The organism is Arthrobacter sp. KNU-44 (assembly GCF_051843155.1).
Classification (GTDB): Bacteria; Actinomycetota; Actinomycetes; order Actinomycetales; family Micrococcaceae; genus Arthrobacter.
This window is the reverse complement of the sequence record NZ_JBPXNG010000002.1, coordinates 2,885,325-2,904,362: the sequence shown is the minus strand read 5'-3', so window position 1 is coordinate 2,904,362 and position 19,038 is coordinate 2,885,325. Positions and strand designations below refer to the sequence as shown.

The window sequence follows — 19,038 nt, the reverse complement described above, 5'->3', positions numbered from 1 at the left end:
GCGTCGCTTGTTTTCCCACTCTATTGCCAACAAAGCTCTGCACGCATGTTCAGGCGGCGATGGCCTTCTTCAGGACCCGCGCCAATCGTGCCTCGTCGATTTTCCAGAAATCCCGCTGGATTCCGTCCACGAATACCACCGGGATCTCCTCCGCGTAGCGCTCACGCAGTACCGGGTCAGTGTCGATCGACCTTTCCGTCCACGTGAGGCCAAGGCTTGAGGTCACGCGTTCGACGGCGTCACGCGCCGCGGCGCATAGGTGGCAGTCAGCTTTGGTGAGGAGTACGACGTCGGGATTTGGCATGGTTCAACGGTATCGCTTCAGCGTCGGCACGGCGGTGGCGAACGGCAGGGGGCCGGACGATTGACTAGACTCGAGGCATGCCCGTCGAGAAGAACGCCGTTGTGGCCACCGAGCCGGCTGCAACGCAGCAACACGGCGAAGCCGCATTCTTCGACGTCGACAACACCCTCATGAAGGGTGCCAGCCTCTTCCACGTCGCCCGGAAGATGTATGAACGCAAGGCCTTCACACTCTCCCAAGCCGCGGGTTTTGCCTGGAAGCAGTTCAAGTTCGTGATGCGGGGCGAAAAAATGGAGGACGTCCATTCCGTCCGGGATTCCGCGCTGATCCTCGCGGCCGGTATCAAGGTGTCCGATATCAAGGAGCTGGGCGAAGAGGTCTACGACGAGATGATCGAGTCGCGGATCTGGCCCGGCACCAAGGCCCTGGCAGAACAGCACCTGCGTGTTGGCCGGAAGGTCTGGCTCGTGACCGCCACGCCCATCGAAGTTGCGACTGTCATTTCCACGCGGCTCGGCCTGACCGGGGCCCTGGGTACCGTCGGCGAAGTCGAAGATGGCGCGTACACGGGCCGGCTCGTGGGCGAGATCCTCCACGGACCGGCCAAAGCGGTGGCTGTGCAGCGCATAGCGGACGAAGAAGGCCTCGACTTGAAGCGCTGTTGGGCGTACAGCGATTCACATAACGACATCCCGCTGCTCACTTTGGTGGGCCACCCGGTGTGCATCAATCCCGACGCCGGGCTTCGCCGCCATGCGCGGGAGAACAACTGGCCCGTTTACGACTTCCGTTCCGGCCGCCGGGCAGCCACGCTCGGCCTCAAAGCCGCGACCGTCGGTGGCGCCGTCTACGGTTTGTGGCGGGGCTTCTCCAAGTTCCGCAGCCCGAGGGCCTAACCCAGCAACCCTCGCTCACATATAGCCGCCTCTCCAGCAACCCTCGCTCACATATGAGGTAAGAATCGCCATGTGGCCACACACCTGAGCGAGCGTCGTCGAAACGACCCACATACCTGAGCGAGCGTCGTCGAAACGACCCACATACCTGAGCGAGCGTCGTCGAAACGACCCACATACCTGAGCGAGCGTCTCCGGGGGATGGACGCAAAAATGCCCGCCGCCTTGAGAGGCAACGGGCATTCACGCTGTAGGAAGTATCTCTACTTCTTATTGCGACGCTGGTGGCGGGTCTTACGAAGCAGTTTGCGGTGCTTCTTCTTGGCCATACGCTTGCGGCGCTTCTTAATAACTGAACCCACGTAAGTTCCTTACCAAACTAGATTGAGATTCTGTCTGCTGGGTGAGGTCCTTGAACTGAGCAACAGACTTTACAACTGACAGATTCTTACAATGACGTAAAACGTTCCTTAACAGGGTACCGCTTATCGGGGGCACCCGATGACCGCCGGCCCCTTCGGGAACCAGGCAGGGCTCAAGCCGTCTCCGAGTGTCCGTCGACGACCGCGCCCTTGAGGTACTGGCTCACGGCTTCTTCGGGGACCCGGAATGATCGTCCAAAACGGACGGCCGGCAATTCTCCCGAGTGGACCAGACGGTACACGGTCATTTTGGAAACCCGGAGGACTTCGGCAACTTCAGCCACTGTCATGAAACGCGCGTTCGAGAAGTTAGTCTCTGCGGACATTTCTCCATATTCCTTTGCTCTCAGCGGTTAGCGGCGAACCCCAGCATTCATTACCTGGTGTGCCGATGCTGAGCCATCAAACAACCATGTGCTAGATACTCTAGAGGCTGCTGGTACCAAAGTGAAAGTCTTTCGGCCAACTGGAGACTAGGTTTCACTTAGTTGGAAGCAGCCACCCGACGCTTGCGGGCCGAGGCCGCCAAGTGGTCCAGGACGGACACGGTGACGTCCCATTCCATGCAGGCGTCCGTGACGCTCTGGCCGTATACCAGCTCTTGTTCGCCAGCAGACTGCCGCTCCACATCCAGGTTCTGCGCCCCTCCGACAAGGAAGCTCTCCAGCATGACGCCGGCGATCGGCGAAGCCACGTCGTCTTCCAACTGCGCACCGATTTCCAAGGCGACTTCGGCCTGCCGATGGTGGCTCTTGCCGCTGTTGGCGTGGCTCGCGTCAACGATCAGGCGCGGATTCAGCCCCTTCGCCGAGAGCTTCTCCGACGCAACAGCGACTTGCTCGGCGGCGTAGTTCGGACCCTTGCGGCCACCGCGCAGGATCACATGCGTGTCCGGGTTGCCCGCAGTCGCCACCAGGGCGGCGCGGCCATCGCCGTCGATCCCCAGGAATGCCTGGGGCGCTGCAGAAGCACCGCAGGCATCGATCGCTACCTGGAGGTCGCCGTCGGTCCCGTTCTTGAAGCCGATCGGCATGGACAGTCCGGAGGCGAGCTGACGGTGGATCTGGCTCTCGGTGGTCCGCGCACCGATGGCGCCCCACGCCACGAGATCGGCCATGTATTGCGGGCTGATGGGTTCCAGGAACTCGGTGGCCGTCGGCAAGCCGAGGGCCGTCACTTGCTGAAGGAATCCACGCGCCGCACGGAGTCCGGCCGCGATGTCGTGGCTGCCGTCCAGGTGGGGATCGTTGATGAGGCCCTTCCAGCCCACCGTGGTCCGCGGCTTCTCGAAGTACGCCCGCATGACGATCAAAAGGTCTTCCTTGTGCTTCTCCGCCTGGCTGACCAGCCGGCGTGCGTATTCCAGGCCGGCCTTCGGATCGTGGATGGAGCACGGGCCCACGATCACCAGGAGGCGATCGTCCACGCCGTCCATGATGGCGCGGACTCCGTCGCGTCCACGCTCGACGACGGCGGCGGACTTGGCGTCGAGCGGCAGTTCCGCGCTGATTTCCTGCGGCGTGGGGAGCGGCTCGAAGCGGCTGACTCGCAGGTTCGACGTCGACTGCGCGCGCGAATTCTGGGCGTCGACGTTACGTGTGGTGGGCTCTGCGGCGATGCTGGTCATGAAAGGGGTCCTGTTCCGGAAAGGAGCGGACCCTGCTCAGAGCCCGCCTGGAAATGGCGAAGGGCAGAGAATCATCTCTGCCCTGTTGGCTCTGAAGGAAAGTTGGATGCGTGTCAGTTAGACGCGGGCCCCTCCAGAGCCAACGAAAAATACGCATACCAACGCTTAGTCATAGCCAAACCATAACCTCAGGCTCCGGATGCCCGCAAATTGAAATGCAACGACATCAAGGGAAACCGTTTCCCCACGCAATATAAACTTCACCTCAGAACACATGTCGCCGCCGCGTTGGAACAGAGCGGCCCCGGATCCAGGAAGGAAACCATGCCAGGCAGAAGGAACACCCGGCGGGTGGGCATCGCAGATGTGGCATCCATGGCCGGTGTTTCGCATGCCACGGTTTCCCGCGTCATGAACGGAAACACCACCGTGGACGCCGACATTGCCGCTCGCGTGCGCGCAGCCGCCTCCGAGCTCAAATACAAGCCAAACCCGGTGGGCCGCAGCCTGGCCCTGGGAAAGACGGACACCATCGGAATCGTGGTGCCGGACTTGTCCAACCCCACGTTCCAGGCCATTCTTCGCGGGCTGAGCATCGCGGCCGCCCGCGACGGTTACCGGGTGTTGATCGCCGACTCGTCCGAGGTCTCCAGCGAAGAAGCAATCCTCGCCGGGGAAGCCCGGAGGCGATGCGACGGCGTCGTTCTTTGTGCGCCCCGCATGAGCGACGCCGATCTGGAAGAACTCGCCCCCTCGCTCTATCCGCTCGTCCTCATCAACCGGACCACCGAGTCGGTGCCGACCCCCAGCCTCGTGGTGGATTACGGCCAAGGCATCCAGGAACTTGCCGCCCATCTGGTTGAGCTCGGCCACCGCAAACTGGCCTACCTGACCGGACCGGACCGCAGTGCGTCCAACGTGCAGCGCCTCCGCGGGCTCGAGAAGTTCACCGCAGAATTTCCGAACGTCGAGTTGCAGTTCATTCCTGGAGGCAACACGTTCGACGCCGGATTTGAGTCAAGCGATGCCGTCGCCTCGTGCGGGGCCACCGGCATCCTCGTCTTCAACGACGTCGCCGCGATGGGCCTCCTGAGTGGACTAAGCCAGCGCGGAATCCGCGTGCCGGAAGACTTGTCGCTCACCGGCTTCGACGACATGCCCTTCGCTCGGTACACCATGCCTCCACTCACCACCGCCGCCGTGCCGATCTCCGATCTCGGAGACCTTGCGTGGCGCCGCATGCGGGAGCAGATCCAGACCAACGACGCCGCATCCCCCACGAACTACTTTCCGCCCCGGATTGAGCTCAGGGGCAGCACCGGACCCGTCAAGGCCTAGGCTCAGCGGGGGCTTGCCCCAGCCCGGCTTCCCGGTAGTACCCCTCGATGTGCGCGGCAACCAGCGTCGCTGCCCGGCCGCCGTCGCCGTCGTTCACTGCCGCCAAAATGGCGCGGTGCTCGGACCGCAGGCGACCGGCGGTGCTTTCCCAATCCGGCAGGTTCGCCGTGAGCGCCGCGGCGTACCCCTCAATCGCTTCGCGGAGCGAGCCCATGATGGTGCTCACCACGGCATTTCCCGCGGCTTCCGCCAGCGCCAGGTGGAAGGCGACGTCCAGCGCGAGGAAGTCGTCGACGGCGGGGCTTGCGTCCATTTCGTCCAGCAGCCTCGCTGCCTCCCCGAATTCGGGGGCGTCGGCCTTGGCACGGGACACGGCCCACGATTCGAGCAGGACCCGCGTTTCCACGATGTCGGCGACGGGCAAATGCTGCGTGGCCACATGGAGGCGGAGCGCGGCGCCGAGGGCCGTAGCCGGTTCCGCGATGACCACCGTCCCGGCGTCCTTGCCGGAGCCGACACCTGCCCGCACCAAGCCCATGGCTTCGAGGATCCGGATGGCTTCGCGGACCGAGGTCCTTGAGACTTCCAGCTGTTCGGCCAGCGCCCGCTCGGCGGGAAGCCGCCCACCAAGCACCAAATGCCCGTCGGACAATTGCTTTTCGATCCAACTCAGGACGAGCTCGTGCGTTCGCATGGATAAATAGTAGTTGATGTGGTTGGACCACATGGCATAGAGTGTGGTCTAACCACACGAACTCACTGGAGACAGCATCATGACGCATACCGTCCAGCCCGGCAACGCCCCTTCCCTTGAGGTGCCAGCGAACGTCCCCACCGCCGTCGGGCGCCCCGCAGCACTGAAGCGCCGGGTTCCCAAATACTCGGACCTTGCGCCCCTCATGAAGTTCAAGAAGCCCGAGTTCAGCAGCGCGGCGAAGCTGCGCCGCGCATCAACCATTTGGGAACTGCGGGACATGGCCAAGCGGCGCACTCCCCAGGCCCCGTTCGACTACACGGACGGTGCAGCGGAAGCGGAGATCACGCTTCGCCGGGCCCGCCAGGCTTTCCAGGACATCGAGTTCCGCCCGGGGATCCTGCGCGACGTCTCCAGTATCGACCTCAGGACCGGGATCCTGGGCAAGGAATCCCGGCTTCCGTTCGGCATCGCGCCTACGGGATTCACGCGCATGATGCAGTCGGAGGGTGAGTACGCGGGCTCGCAGGCGGCCGAGGCGGCCGGTATTCCGTACACCCTCTCCACGATGGGCACGGCTTCCATCGAGGACGTGGCTGCGGCGGCTCCGAACGGCCGCAACTGGTTCCAGCTGTACCTGTGGACGGATCGCGACCGCTCCCTGGAACTGATCGAGCGCGCTGCCAAGGCCGGAAACGATACCCTCATGGTCACGGTGGACACCGCCGTCGCGGGTGCCCGGCTGCGGGATGTCCGCAACGGCATGACCATTCCGCCGGCGCTCACCGTGAAGACCGTCCTGGATGCCTCGTACCGGCCCGCATGGTGGTTCAACTTCCTCACGCACGAGCCGCTGACTTTCGCCTCGCTCTCCCGCTACACGGGAACCGTGGCCGACCTGATCAACTCGATGTTCGATCCCACCCTGACCTTCGACGACCTAGACTGGCTGCGCGATACCTGGAAGGGAAAGCTGGTCGTCAAGGGCATCCAGACGGTGGAAGATGCCCGCAAGGTGGTGGACCACGGCGCGGACGGCGTCGTGATCTCCAACCACGGCGGGCGCCAACTTGACCGGGCACCGATTCCGCTGCACCTCGTTCCGGAGGTCTCCGCGGCGCTGAAGGCGGACAACAGCGACGCCGCCATCATCCTGGACACCGGCATCATGAGTGGCGCCGACATCGTGGCAGCCCTGGCCCTGGGTGCCGACTTCACATTGATCGGCCGCGCGTACCTCTACGGGCTCATGGCCGGCGGGCGCGCGGGTGTGGACCGCACCATCCAGATCCTGGAGAAGGATATGGCCCGCACCATGGCCCTGCTCGGAGTCACGAAGATTTCGGAACTCAAGCCGGACCACGTGCGCCTGCTGCAGCACTAGGTCGGGCTGCCCAACTAGCTCGCATTTGTTGTCGTTTTGGGACGTCAAAACGACAACAAATGCGAGTTAGTTGGGGTGGGGCGGGCAGGATGGGCAGGTGGGCGCGTAACCTGCGGCTCCCCCGTGCCTTGGGCCTAGATGAGGCCCTGCGCCAGCATCGCGTCGGCGACCTTCACGAAGCCGCCGATGTTGGCACCCAGGACGTAGTTGCCGGGCGCACCGTATTCCTCCGCGGTTTCGGCACAACGATCGTGGATGCCCACCATGATTTCCGTGAGGCGAGCTTCCGTGTGCTCGAAGGACCAGGAATCGCGGCTGGCGTTCTGCTGCATCTCCAACGCCGACGTCGCCACACCACCAGCGTTGGCTGCCTTGCCCGGGGCAAACAGAATGCCTGCGTCCTGGAAAACGGCAATGGCTTCACGGGTGGAGGGCATGTTGGCACCTTCGGCGACTGCCTGCAGGCCGTTGCTGACGAGCTTGGCCGCAGCGTCGGCGTCGAGCTCGTTTTGCGTCGCGCACGGCAGGGCAACGGTGCCGTTGACGTCCCAGACCGAGCCGCCAGCCACATAATTGGTGCCCCGGCGGCGCTCCGCGTATTCAGTGAGGCGGCCCCGTTCGACCTCCTTGATCTGGCGGAGCAACGCGACGTCGATGCCGGCCTCGTCAACCACATAACCCGCGGAATCGGAGCAGGCCACCACGGTGGCGCCGAGGGCTTGGGCTTTGGCGATAGCGTAGATGGCCACATTGCCCGATCCGGAGACCACTACACGTTGGCCATCGAAGGACCGGCCCCGGGTCTTGAGCATCTCTTGGGCAAAGATGACTGTGCCGAAACCAGTGGCTTCCGGACGGACGAGGGAGCCGCCCCACGACATTCCCTTACCCGTCAGCACGCCCGACTCATAACGGTTGGTGATGCGCTTGTATTGGCCGAACAGGTAGCCGATCTCGCGGCCTCCCACGCCGATGTCGCCGGCAGGAACGTCCGTGTATTCGCCGATGTGGCGATACAGCTCGGTCATGAAGGACTGGCAAAAGCGCATGATTTCGGCGTCGGACCGGCCACGGGGATCGAAGTCCGAGCCGCCCTTGCCGCCACCGATGGGCATGCCCGTCAGGGCATTCTTGAAGATCTGTTCGAAACCAAGGAACTTGACGATGCCCAGGTAGACCGAGGGGTGGAAGCGCAGTCCACCCTTGTAGGGACCCAAGGCTGAATTGAACTCGACGCGGAAACCGCGGTTGACGTGAACGCGTCCGGCGTCGTCGGTCCACGGCACGCGGAAGATGATTTGGCGCTCCGGTTCGCACAAGCGCTCAAGGACGGCGCCTTCGAGGAATTCCGGGTGCCTGTCATGTACCGGGCCGAGGCTTTCGAAGACCTCAGTGACGGCCTGGTGAAATTCCAGCTCGCCCGGGTTCCTCGCCAAGACGGTGTCCCGGACTGCTTCCAGCCTCGAATCCATGTGACTCCCTACAACTTCTGCGCCGAACGGCGGGGTCTGCGTACAATCCCGCCCATGCTCGCATCAGACGCGCGGCAGTCTCCATCCGAACCGATTACGACCAAGCAGCACTCAGGGCACAGGCCCGCGAAAAGCGCGGAGTTTCAAGGAAATCATCCGCCAGGGACAACTGGCAGCGTGACCGGGATCACCCCGGGTTGCCGCTACTTCTTCCGCCCGAACTTCGGCAGATTGGGTAGGTTCGGCAGGTTCGCCAAGAGGTCCGCAGCCTTGGTGGCCGCACGGCCAACCGTACGGCCGATCTGCTGCGGCCTGGTGTCGTCGATACCCGCGACGGGGGCAACAGCTCCGGTGGCGGGAACGGTTTCAGGCAACTGTTCGACGTCGGTGCCCGCCGGAGAAGCAAGCGGCTCGCCGTCTGGCTGGGTCCGCGCGGCACCCGACTGGCCCGCTGCACCATGCCCGACCGTACGGGGGCGCGGGCTGCGGGCCGGCGTGGCGGCCTCGGCCGCGGGCTTCGCGGGACCGACGTCGAACGTCTCCAGCCAGCTGGCAACCCCGGCGAGCGGCTTCGGGTTCAACGCGTAATAGCGTTTCTGTCCCTGCGCGCGCATGCTGACGAGATCCGCCTCGCGGAGTACCTTCAGATGCTTTGAAATGGTGGGCTGGCTCGCTGCGAGCTCCTCCACCAGTTCCCCCACAGCCTTATCCCCAGAGCGGAGGGAAACCAGAATGTCACGCCGGGTTGCCTCAGCAATGACGGCAAATACGTCGTCAGTCACCATGCCTCCCACCCTAGCGACATATACGCCAAAAGGCATCAACTATTTCGCCTCTGCGCGTGCCGTTCCCCCGGCTTTGCGCCTACCAGCGGAACAACCATCAGTCGAACCAGGGATCCAGCCCGTAGAGCGGGAAGATCTCCTTGCGGGTGGCGATGATGGTACGGTCCACGGCGTCGGCGGGGTCATACCCGACCTCCCATGACCGCCACCACGTGTCCACGCCGTCGCCCATGAGTTCCGGAACCGTTTCCCCGTACTTTTCCCTGACATAGCTCCGGAAAGCCTCCGGGACCGGAGCTGTCAGCTGGACGGGATGTTGGGCCACGATGCCTATCAAGTGGCTCCACGTGCGTGGTACCACCCCCGTGATGTCGTAACCGCCTCCCCCGGTGGCGATCCAACGGTTTTCGCAGAACCTGGCGGCGAGGCCGGCGACGGCGGTGGCCGCCTCGCGTTGGCCGTCCACGCTGAGGTTGAGGTGCGTGAGGGGATCGAGTTTGTGGGAGTCGCAGCCATGCTGGCTCACGATGACTTCCGGATCGAAGGCCTGCACGAGTTGAGGCACCACGGCGTGGAACGCGCGCAGCCACCCGGCGTCGCCCGTCCACGCAGGCAATGCCACGTTGACGGCCGTGCCCAGGGCGTCCTGTCCGCCGATCTCGTTGGCGAATCCCGTTCCAGGGAACAACGAGAGGCCGCTTTCGTGCAGGGAAATCGTCAGGACCCTGGGGTCGTTCCAGAAGATGCTTTGGGTGCCGTCGCCGTGGTGGGCATCGACGTCGATGTACGCGACCCGCCGGACACCGCCGTCGAGCAGCCTCTGCACGGCGAGAGCGGCGTCGTTGTAGATGCAGAAGCCGCTGGCGCGCTCGCGGGAGGCGTGATGCATGCCGCCGCCGAAGTTGACGGCACGGACCGCGGTCCCGGAGAGGATCGCTTCGGCCGCGAGCAACGACCCTCCGGCAAGCCGGGCGCTGGCTTCGTGCATCCCGGCAAAAGCGGGATCATCTTCGGTGCCGAGTCCGCGTTCCGGGTCCGGCGTCGTCGGGTCTTCGCTTGCACGCCGCACCGCGGCGACATATTCGGCACTGTGCACGGCCAGGAGTTCGACGTCGGACGCGACCTCGGGCGCCTGGACGGACACATGCTCCAGGTCGAAGAGTCCGAGCGCCGCTGCGAGCCTGGCAGTCAGCTCCAGCCGGGCGGGGGCCATCGGATGCGAGGGACCGAAGTTGTATGCGGTCATGGCGGGATCCCACGCCACCGTCGTTGGCAGCGGGGACGGACGGAGGCCTGCCCAGGAAGTCATCAATGACAGGCTACCCGAGCGGTGGGAGCGCACCTGCCCCGTTACGGCGGGCGATTAGTGGTTTACTACTCAGGAAAGCAGAATCAATCGACCAGAAGCGAACAGTACTGCCATGACTCAGAGCCAGTCGAGGTCCCGAGACCCGGCCAGCTGGCAAACCGTCCAGCCGGAGCGGGGAGGCCTGTGGATTTTCACGGGTATCCGCGACTTCATCGACAACATCGCCAACTCCTCACCGGCGCGATTGGCGCTCACGGCGTACGTCTTCGCGATTCTCTTGTTCACCGGGCTGCTTTCCCTGCCGGCGGCATCGGCCGACGGTTCGGTCACGCCGATCCACCAAGCCTTGTTCACTGCTGTTTCCAGCGTGTGCGTGACTGGCCTGACGGTTGTGTCGACGGCGACGCACTGGACCTTCTTCGGCCAGCTCGTGATTCTCGTAGGCATCTTCGTGGGTGGATTGGGAACCCTGACGCTCGCATCCCTCCTGGCCCTCATGGTCAGCAAACGGCTGGGCGTGAGGGGCAAGCTCATTGCCCAGGAGGCCATGAACAACGCCGGACGCCTCGGCGAAGTGGGTACGTTGTTGCGGATCGTCATCTCGACCTCCGTGACCATCGAGGCCGTACTGGCCGTCGCGATGATTCCCCGGTTCCTGACACTCGGAGAGGACTTCTGGCAGGCCGTCTGGCACGGGGTCTTCTATTCGATCTCTTCCTTCAACAATGCCGGTTTCACACCCCATTCCGACGGAATCGTGCCGTATGAGGCGGATCTGTGGATTCTTGTGCCGCTCATGCTTGGCGTGTTCCTTGGCAGCCTCGGCTTCCCGGTCATGTTGGTGCTCCGACGGCACGGCCTCAATTGGAAGAAGTGGAGCCTCCACACCAAGCTCACCATCCAGGTTTCCCTGATTCTCCTCGTTGCCGGCGCAGTCCTCTGGGCCTTGATGGAATGGGACAACACCAACACCATCGCCAACATGAGCTTTGGGGACAAGATCACGCATTCCATTTTCGCCTCGGTGATGACGCGCTCCGGCGGCTTCAACCTGGTTGACCAGAGTCATATGGATTCCACCACAAGGCTCCTGTCGGACGCGCTCATGTTCGCCGGCGGTGGTTCGGCGTCGACGGCGGGCGGCATCAAGGTGACCACCATCGCGGTCATGTTCCTCGCCATCGTCGCTGAGGCCCGGGGCGACGACGACGTCAAGGTCTACGGCCGCACGATCCCCGAAGGCACCATGCGGGTAGCCATCTCGGTGATCGTCGCCGGTGCCACCTTGGTGTGCGCATCAGCGTTCCTGCTGTTGGCCATCAGCGGCGCCAGCCTGGACCGGGTGCTCTTCGAAACCATTTCAGCTTTTGCAACCGTGGGGCTCAGCACGAACCTCAGCGCGGAACTGCCGCCGTCGGGGGTCTACGTCCTCGCCGCCCTCATGTTCGCCGGCCGCATCGGCACCATAACCCTTGCCTCCGCCCTGGCCCTCCGCCAGCGCAGGCAGCTATTCCATTATCCGGAAGAGAGGCCGATCATTGGCTAATTCAACAGGCGCCCCCAACCGGCCGGCGCACAACGCGCCCGTGCTGGTGATCGGCTTGGGCCGATTCGGTGCAGCCACCGCCGAGCAGCTCGTCAAACAGGGACGCGAAGTCCTGGCGATCGAGCGGGACCGCACGCTCGTCCAGAACTGGGCTTCCGTGCTGACCCACGTCGTCGAGGCGGACGCCACCAACATCGATGCCCTCCGCCAGCTCGGCGCGCAGGAATTCAGCTCTGCCGTGGTGGGCGTCGGAACGTCGATCGAGTCCTCCGTGCTCATCACGGTGAACCTCGTGGATCTGGGCATCGAACACCTCTGGGTGAAAGCCATCACGGCCTCGCACGGCAAGATCCTCACCCGCATCGGCGCCAACCACGTCATCTACCCCGAGGCCGACGCCGGCGTCCGTGCGGCACACCTGGTCTCCGGGCGCATGCTGGACTTCATCGAGTTCGACGACGATTTCGCCATCGTGAAAATGTACCCGCCCAAGGAAACCGTGGGCTTCACGCTGGATGAGTCCAAGGTCCGTTCCAAGTACGGCGTGACCATTGTCGGCGTGAAGTCCCCGGGCGAAGACTTCACCTACGCCCGGCCGGACACGAAGGTTTCCGGCCGCGACATGCTGATTGTGTCCGGTCACGTGGACCTGCTGGAACGGTTCGCCGCGCGGCCGTAGCCGCGGTGCGGCCGCCTGGAACTAGGCGAGCTGCTGTGTGATCTCCGCAGCCCGGGCCGCTGCTGCGCGGGCTCCGTCGGCGATGATCGCGGGTATGCCGCCGTCGTTGAATGCCGCGATGGCGCGTTCCGTGGTGCCGTTGGGGCTGGTCACGGCGATGCGTAGTGCGGTGGGGTCCGCTCCGGGCTCGGCGAGCATGAAACCGGCACCTGCCACGGTCTCGCGGGAAATCATGAGGGAGAGCTCGGGATCCAGGCCAAGTTCGACGCCGGCGGCCGCCATGGCCTCGGCAAGGTAGAACACGTACGCAGGGCCCGAGCCGCTGATGGCGGACAATGCATCCACCTGTTCCTCCGGTATCTCCACCACGGTGCCTGCGGCGGCGAGGATGTCCTTGGCCAGCTGGAGCTGCTCGGGAGTGCAGTTGGTCCCGGGTGAAACAGAGACTACGCCTCGTCCGAGCCTGGCGGGAGTGTTGGGCATGGTGCGGATGACCGGCTGACCTGCGGGAAGGGCTGCTTCCAGCTGGGCGATGGACACGGCTGCGGCAACGCTGATCACAATGGTGTTCTTAGCCAGCGAGGGCGAGATTTCACGTGCGAGATCGCCAATGCCGACAGGCTTGACACCAAGTATGACAACCGAAGCGCCCTTCGTAGCCAGCTTGTTGTTGTCTGGCTCCTCGGCTCCGGCGATGGTCATGACATGGTGGCGCTCAGCCAGTTCGGCGGCGCGTTCCGCGCGACGTACGGTGGCGACGACGTCCGACGGATCCGTTCCGGCGGCAAGCAGGCCACCCAGGATGGCCTCGTTCATGGACCCACAGCCAAGGAATGCGATTCGGTTGTTCATGGCTCCATGATGCCAGTTCAGCCCCGCCGCCGCAGAACAGTGCAAGGCTTTCCAGTGCCGCACTCGATTCCCAGCTAGTTCCCAAGATTATTGCAGGCTGCACCCAATATCGCTCCGTAACTTAGTAATTACCTCATTGAGGGTGCGAGTGATGAGGCGGGCATGGGGATGTCCGCCACAAGCACCGGTGGTCGAACGGGTTTCCCCCCATTTTCCCGTATCGACCGCCGGTGCTTTCTCGTTTAAGGAATCTAGATCTCGAAGGCTCCCACGAGCGGCGCCCCCAGGTGCTGGCGCGCAAAGCGCAGCGTTTCGGCGAGCCATTCCTCGCGTTCACCGGCGGCTTTGGCCTTGCGCGTTGAAATCTCGGCAACCACGGTGCCCTCGAATCCGTTGGATGCGAGATACTGCAGCGCCTCGGCGCACTGTTGGGTCCCGTAGCCGGGGATCAAGTGTTCGTCCTTGCCCGAGCCCGAACCGTCCGTGAGGTGGACGTGGCGCAGCTTGCTCCCGAGCGCCCGGATCGCCTCAAGGCTGTTGGCACCCGCCGTGGCCGCGTGCGAGAAGTCCCAGGTGACGTCGTCGTAATCCTGGCCCATCGGATCCCAGTGCGGAAGGTAAGCGAGCGCCTCCCTGCCGCGCACACGCCACGGGTACATGTTCTCTACCGCGATGTGCACCTGGTACATCGCCGCGATCTCGCGCACACCGGCAGCGAAGTTCTCCGCGTAGTTTGACTGCCAGCGGAACGGCGGATGGACCACTACGGTGTTGCAGCCGACTTCGCGCGCCATCTGGCAGGACATCTCGATCTTGTTCCACGCCGGACCCCAAACCTGCTGGGTCAGGAGCAGGGTGGGGGCGTGGATGGAGACGATCTGTTGGTCGTATCGATGGCTTAGCTGGATGAGGGCATCCGGGTTCTGGCTGGTGGCGTTGTTGGTCACCATCACCTCGACACCGTCGTACCCCAGGTCCTGGGCCACGGCAAAGGCGTCATGGACGCTGAGCGGATAGACGGAAGCGCTGGATAGCGCCACCGGGATCCTCGGCGTGTCTTCTTCGGAATGCTCGACGTCGGTGCTCATGTTAGTTGGCCTGCCTCCCGGCGATGGGGATTGGTAAAGATACTGCCGCGGGCGCGGCCGTTCCGGTGTTGGCGCCCAGGCGTGGTACCGGGACCGCGCCTCCGAGCCCGACATGCGGGGCCGGGGCCAGCGGGCCGTCGAAGATCAGCTGGTCGAGCCGACGCAGGATCAATCCCTCGCGCAGGGCCCAGGGGCAGATCTCCATGCTGGGAAACTCGAACATTTCCAATGCGGCCTCAGCGACGAGCGCACCCGCAAGGATCTGCGCCGCCCGCGCATCTGAGACGCCCGGGAGGTACAGCCGGTCCTCGACGGTCATGGCCGAGATCCGCTGCGCCCAGAGTCCCAGGTCCGTGGCGTGGAGTTCGCGTTTGACGTACGGACCGGCGCCGCTCGGTGCCGCACCCGCGATGCGGGCAAGCGATCGGAAGGTCTTGGACGTTCCGGCCACCAGGTTGGCCCGGCCCAATTGCTTGAACTCACGCACGACCGGCTTGAGGGTTTGGCGGATGTACTTTCGCAGCTCTTTGACGCTCTTGGCCGTGGGCGGGTCATTGTGGAGCCAGTCCCTAGTCAAACGGCTGGCGCCAAGCGGCACTGACACCGCGAGCTCGGGCAGTTCGTCCTGGCCAAACGCCATTTCGAAAGAGCCGCCGCCGATATCCAGGTCCAGGATCGGACCGGCGCCCCAGCCGTACCAGCGCCGGACCGCGAAGAACGTCATGGATGCTTCTTCGCTGCCGGTCAGTTCCTGCAGGGTCACGGTGGTCTCGTGCTTCACCCGGGCAAGGACCTCGACGCCGTTGGTGGCTTCGCGGATGGCCGAAGTACAAAAAGCCAGGAGGTCCTCGGCCTTGTGGCGGGCTGCGAACTCCCATGCTTCGAGGACGAATTCGATCAACTCGTGTTGTCCGGCGTCGTTGATGTTACCGTCGGCGTCCAGGAACTGAACCAGCGAAAGTGGTCGCTTATGGGAGGCAAACGCGACCGGGCGTGCGCCTGGATGCGCGTCCACCAAAAGCAAATGGACGGTGTTGGAACCGATGTCTAGGACGCCAAGACGCATTCTGCCATTATTCCCCGATTCGAAGCGTGTGAAGCAAGTTCGACTGCCGATTCGTGCCCGCGGTTAGTCAATTAGTCCCGGGGCTCGTCGGTGCGTGCTTCTACGGTCGCATCTGCGGACGGGCCGTCGGCTTCGGCGGCTTCTTTGGCTTCGGCCTCGTCGGCTTCGTCGGCGCGGGTGAAGTCTCGGCGGACGTTGGCGATGCCTTCCGGGCCCATCTCGAAGCCGTGCTCGCTGCCGGGGTTGATCACGAGGCCAAGCTCGTCGCCGATGCTGTCAAGAATCGCAGAACCGTGGGTGCCCAGGACGTTTGGCGCGGCCTCGAGGAAGTGGGATTCCACCCGGCTCGGGTGGCTGAACACGGCGAGGACAGGCTGGCCCTCTGAGTTGGCGAGGACAAGCGGCTCCACGGCGGCCTCAGGCTTATCCAAGGAGTCGGTGCTCAGGATGTAGACCTCGTTGTTCAGGAAGGCCAGGATGACGTCCACCGGGTTCGCGTCAGGTTGCCCGGACTTTGCGAGCTTGGATTCAAGGTCGTTCAAGGGCAGGGATTCCGGTGCTGCAGGCTGATCTGTCATGGTTCCACTCGATCACGGTTCCCCTGCCCGAAGCAATTCCATAACCATCACGCATGGGCCCACAGCGTCAGGGTTCCCTGGCCGTGGGGCCCCACCGGCGAGGGTCCCTGCCTGAGCTTGCGAAGGCTGGGAGCCGGTGGGGACTTGCGAGGCTAGGGAGACGGTGGGGAGGATAGCTCCCGTTCGGAGCTGCTCCGCAGCTACTTCTTGGCAGCAGCCCTCTTCGCAGGCGCCTTGCGGGCCGTCGTGGTGGTCCGCTTGACCGGGCCCTTGGCGCGCTTCTCGGCAAGCAGCTCGATGGCCTGCTCCCTGGTCAGCTCCTCCAAGGACGTGGCGCGCGGAACCGTGATGTTGGTGACGCCGTCGGTGATGTACGGGCCGAAACGGCCTTCCTTCACCACGATGTTCTTCTCCGAAACAGGGTCCGGACCGAACTCGGCCAGGGGCGGTACGGCTGCACGCGCACCACGCTGCTTCGGCTGGGAGTAGATCTCCAGTGCCTGGTCCAGGGTGATCGTGAAGATCTCTTCCTCGGATCCGATGGAACGCGAGTCCGTGCCCTTCTTCAGGTATGGCCCAAAGCGGCCGTTCTGCACCGTGATGGGGTTGCCTTCGGCGTCCGCGCCGAGGACGCGGGGCAGGCTCATGAGCTGAATGGCTTCATCGAGCGTCACCGAGTCAACGGACATCGACTTGAAGAGCGAACCCGTACGGGGCTTGGCCTTGACGGGCTTCTTCGCCGGCTTGGGTTTGCCGTTTTTGTAGTACTCCACCGGCTGGTTTGCCAGCTGCTCTTCCGTCATCTCGGGGATGATCTCGGTGACATAAGCGCCGTAGCGGCCATTCTTCGCAACCACGGTGTGCCCGGTGTGCGGGTCTGCACCCAGGACACGTTCCTCCGGGGCAGCCGTTTCCATGAGCTCCACGGCCTTGGCCGCAGTGAGCTCGTCCGGTGCGAGGTCCTCGGGGACGTTGGCACGCGCCGACTCCACGACCTCGCCGGTCTTGGGATCGATAGTGGGGATCGAGCTTTCCAGGTACGGGCCGAACTTGCCGACGCGCAGCGTAATGCCTTCGGCGATCGGCACCGAGTTGATCTCGCGGGCATCAATTTCACCGAGGTTGTTGACGATGCTCAGGAGACCGGGATCGGCGTCTTCACCGTAGTAGAAGTGCTTGAGCCAAGCAGCACCGACGGCCTGGCCGTTGGCGATCTTGTCCAGGTCGCCTTCCATGTCCGCCGTGAATTCGTAGTCCACGTAGTCGGTGAAATGCTGCTCCAGCAGGCGGATCACGGAGAAGGCGATCCAGCTGGGAACCAGCGCAGACCCTTGCTTCCGGACGTAGCCGCGGTCCTGGATGGTGGAGATCGTGGACGCGTAGGTGGACGGACGACCGATGCCGCGCTTTTCCAGTTCTGCCGTAAGCGACGCTTCCGTGTACCGCGGCGGCGGCGAGGTCTCGTGGCCAACGGCAACGATGTCCGAAGCGGTGAGGGAATCGTCCTTGGCCACGTTGGGCAGGCGCCGTGCTTCGTCGGAATCGTCGTCGCCGCGGCTCTCGTCCTTGCCTTCTTCGTAGGCCGCGAGGAAGCCCGGGAAGGTGATGACCGTTCCGGAGGCCGAGAATTCGGCGTCGCGACCATCGCCAGCCACTGCGCCGAGGCGGATGGTGGCGGTGGAGCCCTTGGCGTCGCCCATCTGGGAGGCAATGGTGCGCTTCCAGATGAGTTCGTAGAGGCGGAAGGCGTCGCCGGTCAGATGGTTGGCCACCTGGGCCGGGGTGCGGAAAGAGTCACCCGCGGGGCGGATGGCTTCGTGGGCTTCCTGCGCGTTGGCGGCCTTGTTGGCGTAGACGCGGGGAGACTGGGGCACGTACTCGGGACCATACAATTCGGCGGCCTGGCGGCGTGCGGCCGTAAGGGCTTCGTCGCTCAATGCGGACGAGTCCGTACGCATATAAGTGATGTAGCCGTTTTCATACAGGCGCTGGGCGATCTGCATGGTGCTCTTGGAGGTGAAGCGCAGCTTGCGGCCGGCCTCCTGCTGAAGGGTCGACGTCGTGAACGGCGCCGCGGGACGGCGGGTGTACGGCTTGGTGTCGACCGAACGGACGCGGAAGTCCGCATTCTCGAGTCCGGCGACCAACGACGTCGCGAGTTCCTCGTTGAGGTGCACCGCGTTCGCGGAGGTGAGGACACCGTCGTCGTTGAAGTCACGGCCGCTGGCTACCTTCGCGCCGTCGACGGCAGCAAGCTTCGCTTTGAACGTCGCGGATCCGGTACCGAACTGGCCTGTCAGGTCCCAGTAGGATGCGGACTTGAAGGCCATGCGTTCGCGTTCGCGGTCGACCACCATGCGGGTTACCACGGACTGCACACGGCCGGCCGACAGGCCACGGGCAACCTTGCGCCACAACACCGGGGAGATTTCGTAACCGTATAGGCGGTCCAGGATACGGCGCGTTTCCTGGGCGTCCACGAGGGCGCTGTCGACGTCGCGCAGGTTGTCCATGGCGCGGTGGATGGCTTCTTTGGTGATTTCACCGAAGGTCATGCGGTAGACGGGAACCTTGGGTTTCAGGACCTCCAGGAGGTGCCACGCGATGGCCTCGCCCTCGCGGTCCCCATCGGTTGCGAGATAGAGCGCGTCAGCGTCTTTCAGCTGGGCCTTAAGTTCGGCGACTTTTTTCTTCTTGTCCGGAGACACGACGTAATACGGTTTGAAGTCGTTTTCGATGTCGACGGCGAACTTGCCAACCGAGGTCTTCTTCAGTTCTGCAGGGAGGTCCGAGGGCTGTGGGAGGTCGCGGATGTGACCGATCGAGGCCTCGACAATGAAGCCTTCGCCCAGGTACTTGGCGATGGTCTTGCTCTTGGCCGGAGACTCCACGATCACGAGTTTCTTGCCGGTTTTTGCCTTGCTGGGCACGGTTCTCCTACAGAAAAATGAATTGCTTGGGCTCGTGCCCATATTGGCCTAGTTCACCATATTTTGCA

General features: G+C 63.9%; 18 protein-coding genes. 5 read left to right on the top strand and 13 right to left on the bottom strand.

The window, feature by feature from the left end:
- Positions 1-49 precede the first annotated feature (49 nt).
- Positions 50-304, bottom strand: coding sequence for a glutaredoxin family protein (locus ACSVHC_RS14585; protein ID WP_439181048.1), 255 nt, complete (start codon positions 302-304; stop codon positions 50-52).
- 77 nt (positions 305-381) lie between these two features.
- Here ACSVHC_RS14585 and ACSVHC_RS14580 point away from each other — a divergent pair, with 77 nt between their 5' ends.
- Positions 382-1,200 (top strand): HAD family hydrolase, encoded by an 819-nt coding sequence (locus ACSVHC_RS14580; protein ID WP_437771325.1) that lies wholly within the window; start codon positions 382-384, stop codon positions 1,198-1,200.
- Between the two features lie 263 nt (positions 1,201-1,463).
- On the opposite strand, the gene ACSVHC_RS14575 is transcribed toward ACSVHC_RS14580, so the two are convergent.
- The 3 genes from ACSVHC_RS14575 to ACSVHC_RS14565 all read right to left on the bottom strand — a co-directional run bounded on the left by ACSVHC_RS14575 (position 1,464) and on the right by ACSVHC_RS14565 (position 3,249).
- Positions 1,464-1,562 carry a 30S ribosomal protein bS22 gene (locus tag ACSVHC_RS14575; RefSeq protein ID WP_003792170.1) on the bottom strand — a complete coding sequence of 33 codons (99 nt, stop codon included), beginning with the start codon at positions 1,560-1,562 and terminating at the stop codon, positions 1,464-1,466.
- A 173-nt stretch (positions 1,563-1,735) separates the two neighbouring features.
- Positions 1,736-1,948, bottom strand: a complete 213-nt coding sequence (locus tag ACSVHC_RS14570; protein ID WP_078107672.1) for a helix-turn-helix domain-containing protein — start codon at positions 1,946-1,948, stop codon at positions 1,736-1,738.
- 158 nt (positions 1,949-2,106) lie between these two features.
- Positions 2,107-3,249, bottom strand: coding sequence for a 3-deoxy-7-phosphoheptulonate synthase (locus ACSVHC_RS14565; RefSeq protein WP_439181047.1), 1,143 nt, complete (start codon positions 3,247-3,249; stop codon positions 2,107-2,109).
- Between the two features lie 324 nt (positions 3,250-3,573).
- On the opposite strand from ACSVHC_RS14565, the gene ACSVHC_RS14560 reads away from it, so the two are divergent.
- Complete coding sequence (locus tag ACSVHC_RS14560; protein WP_437771327.1) at positions 3,574-4,587, top strand: LacI family DNA-binding transcriptional regulator; 1,014 nt, start codon at positions 3,574-3,576, stop codon at positions 4,585-4,587.
- Here the strand turns inward: ACSVHC_RS14560 and ACSVHC_RS14555 are convergent.
- Entirely contained in the window at positions 4,577-5,281 is a 705-nt protein-coding gene (locus ACSVHC_RS14555) for a FadR/GntR family transcriptional regulator (RefSeq protein ID WP_437771328.1), read from the bottom strand. The genes ACSVHC_RS14560 and ACSVHC_RS14555 overlap by 11 nt on opposite strands.
- A 79-nt stretch (positions 5,282-5,360) precedes the next feature.
- On the opposite strand from ACSVHC_RS14555, the gene ACSVHC_RS14550 reads away from it, so the two are divergent.
- Entirely contained in the window at positions 5,361-6,665 is a 1,305-nt protein-coding gene (locus tag ACSVHC_RS14550; RefSeq protein ID WP_437771329.1) for an alpha-hydroxy acid oxidase, read from the top strand.
- 134 nt (positions 6,666-6,799) lie between these two features.
- Here ACSVHC_RS14550 and gdhA read toward each other — a convergent pair whose 3' ends face one another.
- The 3 genes from gdhA to ACSVHC_RS14535 form a co-directional block, all read right to left on the bottom strand.
- Complete coding sequence (gene gdhA / locus ACSVHC_RS14545; protein ID WP_437771330.1) at positions 6,800-8,137, bottom strand: NADP-specific glutamate dehydrogenase; 1,338 nt, start codon at positions 8,135-8,137, stop codon at positions 6,800-6,802.
- A 203-nt stretch (positions 8,138-8,340) separates the two neighbouring features.
- A complete protein-coding gene (locus ACSVHC_RS14540) occupies positions 8,341-8,922 on the bottom strand; it encodes an ArsR/SmtB family transcription factor (RefSeq protein WP_437771331.1) in 582 nt (193 codons plus the stop codon).
- 97 nt (positions 8,923-9,019) lie between these two features.
- Entirely contained in the window at positions 9,020-10,231 is a 1,212-nt protein-coding gene (locus ACSVHC_RS14535; protein ID WP_437771332.1) for an acetoin utilization protein AcuC, read from the bottom strand.
- Between the two features lie 112 nt (positions 10,232-10,343).
- Here ACSVHC_RS14535 and ACSVHC_RS14530 point away from each other — a divergent pair, with 112 nt between their 5' ends.
- Positions 10,344-11,777: a TrkH family potassium uptake protein gene (locus tag ACSVHC_RS14530; RefSeq protein WP_236812705.1), complete on the top strand. Its 1,434-nt coding sequence runs from the start codon at positions 10,344-10,346 to the stop codon at positions 11,775-11,777.
- 40 nt (positions 11,778-11,817) lie between these two features.
- Complete coding sequence (locus ACSVHC_RS14525) at positions 11,818-12,456, top strand: potassium channel family protein (protein WP_171983496.1); 639 nt, start codon at positions 11,818-11,820, stop codon at positions 12,454-12,456.
- A gap of 21 nt (positions 12,457-12,477) precedes the next feature.
- Here the strand turns inward: ACSVHC_RS14525 and proC are convergent, their stop codons facing one another.
- The 5 genes from proC to topA form a co-directional block, all read right to left on the bottom strand.
- The gene (gene proC, locus ACSVHC_RS14520; protein ID WP_439181046.1) at positions 12,478-13,308 is read right to left on the bottom strand and encodes a pyrroline-5-carboxylate reductase; all 831 of its coding nucleotides are present in this window, start codon (positions 13,306-13,308) and stop codon (positions 12,478-12,480) included.
- A 251-nt stretch (positions 13,309-13,559) separates the two neighbouring features.
- Positions 13,560-14,396, bottom strand: a complete 837-nt coding sequence (locus ACSVHC_RS14515; RefSeq protein WP_059389509.1) for a sugar phosphate isomerase/epimerase family protein — start codon at positions 14,394-14,396, stop codon at positions 13,560-13,562.
- Between the two features lies 1 nt (position 14,397).
- The gene (locus tag ACSVHC_RS14510) at positions 14,398-15,462 is read right to left on the bottom strand and encodes a Ppx/GppA phosphatase family protein (RefSeq protein WP_439181045.1); all 1,065 of its coding nucleotides are present in this window, start codon (positions 15,460-15,462) and stop codon (positions 14,398-14,400) included.
- Positions 15,463-15,533: 71 nt separating this feature from the next.
- Positions 15,534-16,040 (bottom strand): SseB family protein, encoded by a 507-nt coding sequence (locus ACSVHC_RS14505; protein ID WP_437771335.1) that lies wholly within the window; start codon positions 16,038-16,040, stop codon positions 15,534-15,536.
- 200 nt (positions 16,041-16,240) lie between these two features.
- Positions 16,241-18,970 (bottom strand): type I DNA topoisomerase, encoded by a 2,730-nt coding sequence (topA, locus tag ACSVHC_RS14500; RefSeq protein WP_437771336.1) that lies wholly within the window; start codon positions 18,968-18,970, stop codon positions 16,241-16,243.
- Positions 18,971-19,038 lie beyond the last annotated feature (68 nt).